Annotated in this window: 6 protein-coding genes; 3 read left to right on the forward strand and 3 right to left on the reverse strand. The window is 64.6% G+C overall.

Going from position 1 to position 4,788, the window contains the following annotated elements:
• Positions 1-813, forward strand: an 813-nt coding sequence (locus VFA16_RS19165) for an ABC transporter ATP-binding protein (protein WP_324969337.1), incomplete at its 5' end; no start/stop codon positions are given.
• 58 nt (positions 814-871) lie between these two features.
• Here VFA16_RS19165 and VFA16_RS19170 read toward each other — a convergent pair.
• The 3 genes from VFA16_RS19170 to VFA16_RS19180 all read right to left on the reverse strand — a co-directional run bounded on the left by VFA16_RS19170 (position 872) and on the right by VFA16_RS19180 (position 2,556).
• The gene (locus VFA16_RS19170) at positions 872-1,828 is read right to left on the reverse strand and encodes an SDR family NAD(P)-dependent oxidoreductase (RefSeq protein ID WP_324969338.1); all 957 of its coding nucleotides are present in this window, start codon (positions 1,826-1,828) and stop codon (positions 872-874) included.
• A gap of 96 nt (positions 1,829-1,924) precedes the next feature.
• The gene (locus tag VFA16_RS19175; protein WP_324969339.1) at positions 1,925-2,077 is read right to left on the reverse strand and encodes a hypothetical protein; all 153 of its coding nucleotides are present in this window, start codon (positions 2,075-2,077) and stop codon (positions 1,925-1,927) included.
• A gap of 140 nt (positions 2,078-2,217) precedes the next feature.
• On the reverse strand, positions 2,218-2,556 hold the full coding sequence (locus VFA16_RS19180) for a hypothetical protein (RefSeq protein ID WP_324969340.1): 339 nt from the start codon (positions 2,554-2,556) through the stop codon (positions 2,218-2,220).
• 70 nt (positions 2,557-2,626) lie between these two features.
• Here VFA16_RS19180 and VFA16_RS19185 point away from each other — a divergent pair, with 70 nt between their 5' ends.
• Positions 2,627-3,736 carry a CapA family protein gene (locus VFA16_RS19185; protein WP_324969341.1) on the forward strand — a complete coding sequence of 370 codons (1,110 nt, stop codon included), beginning with the start codon at positions 2,627-2,629 and terminating at the stop codon, positions 3,734-3,736.
• Between the two features lie 121 nt (positions 3,737-3,857).
• Positions 3,858-4,589 carry a haloacid dehalogenase type II gene (locus VFA16_RS19190; protein WP_324969342.1) on the forward strand — a complete coding sequence of 244 codons (732 nt, stop codon included), beginning with the start codon at positions 3,858-3,860 and terminating at the stop codon, positions 4,587-4,589.
• The last annotated feature ends 199 nt before the right edge of the window (positions 4,590-4,788 follow it).

Here is a 4,788-nt window from a genome sequence, read left to right on the forward strand (position 1 = left end):
CTCTACCCGCACATGACCGTGGCGCAGAACATGGGCTTTGCGTTAAAGGTGGCCCGCACGCCGAAGATCGAGATCCGCGACCGAGTGCTGGATGCCGCGCGGCTGCTGGACTTAGAGCCGTATCTGGACCGCAAGCCGAAAGAGCTTTCCGGCGGGCAGCGTCAGCGCGTGGCCATGGGGCGTGCCATCGTGCGCCGCCCAGAGGTGTTCTTGATGGACGAGCCGCTGTCCAATCTCGACGCCAAATTGCGGGTCCAGACGCGTAGTCAGATCGCGGGGTTGCAACGGCGGCTGGGCACTACCACCATTTACGTGACCCATGACCAGGTCGAGGCCATGACTATGGGTGACCGCGTCGCCGTCCTGCGCGACGGCGTGTTGCAGCAGTGCGCGGCGCCTCGCGAGCTCTACCGCAATCCGGCCAATGTGTTCGTCGCCGGATTCATCGGCTCACCGGCGATGAACCTGTTCGCACTACCGATCATCGAGCATGCAGTGTCGTTAGGCGACTGGCGGATTGCAGTCCCGCGTCAGGTCAGCGAGGCCGCCGGTGACATCGTCGTCGGCGTCCGCCCGGAGCACTTCGAGTTGGGCAGTGTCGGCGTCGAAATGGAGGTCGACGTTGTCGAGGAACTCGGTGCAGATGCGTACCTGTACGGCCGCATCACCGGAGCCGACACCACCGCAGGTCAGTCCGTCATCGCCCGCGCCGACGGGCACAACCCGCCTCAGCGGGGAAGCCGAGTGCGGCTGCACCCGCAACCCGGCCACCTGCACTTCTTCGACACAGCCGGCCGCCGGATCGCACACTAGACGGCCTGCATCGGCGAGGCGCCGAGACCCGGCGGCGCTGGGACAAGGGCTTGCGCTGCTAGGTCTTAGCTGCACCGCCATCGGCAGACCCCAAACCCGCTAACTCAATGCTTGTGCGCCACAGGTCGATCGCTTTCGCGCGGTCATACGAATCGGTCGACGAACGCGTAGTGCGGAAACCCGAAAAATATTGGCCTGACGTGGTTTCCAACGCTGGGTCGGTGACCAGCCGAGCCAGGGCTTCAGCGGACTTGCCCGGAGTATGGACATTAATGCCCGGCACCACTGTCAGTGCGGGAAGCAGATAACGCCACGCAAATGCCTGGATTCCCGAATAGTCGCGCGCGAGGCCCGTTCCGGGCATGAGCCCGGGGTCGAAGGCGTTGACCGTGATCGGCATGGGACCCAGTTTGCCTGTCCTCAGCCGTCGGTCCAGCTCATAGGTCAGCAGCACATTGCACAGCTTGGAGGTGGTGTATCGCCTGCGCCCAGCGACGGTTGGGTTCTCGCCGTCAGGGGCGGCGGGGTAGGCAAGGGAGTGCGCGTCGGTGTAGCGCGGCGCAGGCATGCCGGTGTGCCGCCTGGGATCGTGGGTGTCGCTGGCGACGATGACGATCCGCCCCGGTGCGCTCATCGCTGGCACTAAAAGCTGGACGAGCAGGAACTGAGCGAGGTGGTTGACGACGAACGTCGTTTCCATCCCGTCGGCGGTATAGCTGGCGCCGGAAACGATCTGGATGCCGGCGTTGCAGACGATCGCGCGCAGCGGCGGCAACTCGCGCTCGGCCAAATCGTTGACGAATCGGCGCACGTCGGCCAGCGAGGTCAGATTTAGCGGCAGCCCGTACACCGCACCGGCCGTCTGCTGCGCAAGGGTTCGGGCCGCGTCCGCGGTGGACGCGCGATCGCGGCCGGTGATCACCACCGACCAATCCTGTTGGGCCAGCAGTCTCGCGGTGCGGTATCCGAGGCTGCCGGTGCCGCCGGTGATGACGACACAGCGGTCGGGCCTCACGATGCTCGCCCGGTGATCATGGCGACTCCTGATGCGGTTCGGCAGCGCTTCCGGCACGGCTGATGGCGGCCGGGGCAAGCGCTCGGATGGCCGTGGTCAGGTCGGCGTACATCTGCGGCAGGTCAGTGGAGCCGGGCTCGAGTTGGCGGCATATCCCTCTTCGGCCATCAGCCGCTCGGCGGCGTCAAGCAACAACTCGCGGGACCGCGCGCCGCGCTGATCGGCCTTAGTGACACGAGCAGCTGTCACCGCCTCACTGTAGCGAGCGTCACATACAGACGACTCCGGTTTGATCGGCGCCGCGTCGGCGATCAAGATATGGGCGGCGCTTTGGGTTTGGCGCAAGGGCATCGGCGGGGCGGAGTTGTCTTATGACGCAGTTCGCGGACTCAGGGCCACTGTCCTTGCCGCGCGACGATGAACCCGCTCGCGGGCCGGCGGACCCGAGAAACGACAAGCGCTCCGGGCGGGAACCGGGTAGCCCGGCCGATGGCGGCGCGGCGCAGTCGCACGATGCTGCCGAGGTGGCCCAGGCCCGCGTCTTCGAGGGGATGCTGCGTTCCGAGATCTCCCAATTGGAGCAGGCGGCGAGATCCATGCTCGACCGCGGTTTGAGGCATCGCCAGCGCACGCCGGATGGTTGGCCATCCCAGGAGCTCGTGCAGTTGCGTGCGCGCATCGACGAAGCGCACCGTCTCCTGGAGACACTGCGGCGTCGATTCCTCCATGGGTCAGAGGGCCGGGATACGCGGTAAATCGACGTTCGCGCCGGACAAATGGCGCGCACAATGTCACACAGTGACAGCGAGCCCTGACAACGGTGTAACGGTCTTTCTCTGCGGCGATGTGATGACCGGTCGCGGCATTGACCAAATACTTCCGCATCCGGGAAGCGCCGAACTACGCGAGCCGTCGGTCACCGATGCCCGCACCTACGTGAGACTCGCCGAGCACCTCAATGGGCCGATTCCTGCGCCCACTGATGTCACATGGCCGTGGGGAGAGGCGCTGTCGTTACTTGACGACTTCGCGGCCGATGTCCGGTTGATCAACCTGGAAACCAGCATTACCGCCGACGGCGAGTTCGCGCCCGGCAAAGCCGTGCACTACCGCATGCACCCCGGCAACATCGGTTGCTTGACCGCGGCCCGGCCCGACGCCTGCGCCCTCGCCAACAACCACGTTCTCGATTTCGGTCCTGGTGGCCTCGCCGACACGTTGAATGCGCTGGCGCACGCCGAAATCCGCGTGGTCGGCGCGGGACTTACCGCCCACGAAGCTGAGCGGCCCACCGTCGTACCGTGCCGCGACGGAAAGCGTGTCGTCATCGCCGCTTGCGGTATGGAGTCCAGCGGCATCCCACGTTCCTGGGCGGCAAGCCAGAGCCGGCCGGGTGTCGCTTTAGTGGCCGACGTGTCCGACCGCAGCGCTGCCGTGGTAGCGGATCGGGTGCTCGCACAGAAGCGCCCCGGCGATATCGCGATTGTCTCCGTGCATTGGGGTTCGAATTGGGGGTACGACGTCGATGGCCGCCAGGTGCGTTTCGCACACCGGTTGGTCGATGCGGGCGTCGACATTGTGCATGGGCATTCATCGCACCATCCACGACCGGTCGAGCTCTACGGCGACAAGTTGATCTTGTACGGCTGCGGTGACGCGGTGGACGACTACGAGGGCATCGCCGGGTACGAGGAATTCCGGCCAAACTTGCGGCTGTTGTACTTCGCCTCGCTCGACAACGGCGTCACCTTACGCATGGTGCCTATGCGGATGCGAAGAATGCGGCTCGAGCGCGTTCTGGGCGACGACGCCGAGTGGCTGCAGCAGACGCTGGATCGGATCAGCGGGCCGTTCAGGACACGAGTCGGTGCCACCGGCGACGGTGTCCTCGTCGCGTATCCGTCATAGATCTGGCTCTGAGCAACTGGGGTTTTGAGCTATGCAGCCTCGAAAATAGCCTGGTTTCGCTAGCGTTTCGTCTGGCCTCCACAGGTGAAGGTACGTTAGCTGCTACGGAACCTTGGCAACAATGAGCGCGATGACGCATGGTCGACTAAGTGCCCTTAGGGCGCTGCTGTTCGATGTGCAAGGCACCGCGACGGACTTCCATTCAACGCTGTGCTGCGAGGCGCAGCGGATCAGTGCTGGCCGCCATCCGGATGTAGATTGGGCTGCATTTGTCAATGCTTGGCGCGCAGCGTATTTCACGGCAGTGGACTCAGCGAGACCTAGTCGCGAAAAGTGGATCTCCGTGCACTCGATGTACCGGGCGGCCCTGCGGTCGTTGCTTGACGAGTATGGCATCGCCGATTTCTCCGCCGATGACCAAGAAGAGCTGACGTTGGCGTGGCAGCGACTTGCGCCGTGGCCGGATGTGGTGCCCGGGCTCACCAGGCTCAAGGAGAAGTACACGCTGGCGACGCTGTCCAATGCCGACGTGTCGGCGGTGGTGAACATCTCCAAACGCGCTGGGCTGCCCTGGGATGCGGTGTTCACCGCTGAAATGGCGGGTGTATTTAAACCCAACCCTGCGATTTACCGCATGGCTGCGCAGTACCTCACGCTGCCACCCGCCCAGATCATGATGGTGGCCAGCCACAAATACGACATCCGGGCGGCGGCCGCCCTGGGCTTTCAGACGGCCTTCGTCACACGCCCGCTGGAGTTGGGACCGCACGCTGCAGTAGATGTCGCCTACGACGAACGGTTCGACGTCAACGCCACCGACTTCCTTGATCTCGCCGAGCACCTGGACTGCTGAGCGCGGTGGGCTGTATTTCCCCGCGGTCGTATCCGATATGGCTGACTATGGAACTGGCCGAGCCACTGCGCAGGAGTTGAAGGCATGACCACGGTTTACGCAACCCATCCCCGGTACGCCGACCATGATTTGTCGGGACATCCGGAGTGCGCGGACCGGATCCGCGCGGTGTGGCGGGGGTTGGGCGAGAGCGGCGTTG

This window comes from Mycobacterium sp. (assembly GCF_035653355.1).
Classification (GTDB): Bacteria; Actinomycetota; Actinomycetes; order Mycobacteriales; family Mycobacteriaceae; genus Mycobacterium.

Coding starts and splice junctions, on each gene's coding strand:
- VFA16_RS19180 (WP_324969340.1), bottom strand. CDS start 2,556: ATGGAGGAATCGACGCCGCAGTGTCTCCAGGAGACGGTGCGCTTCGTC.
- VFA16_RS19190 (WP_324969342.1), top strand. CDS start 3,858: ATGAGCGCGATGACGCATGGTCGACTAAGTGCCCTTAGGGCGCTGCTG.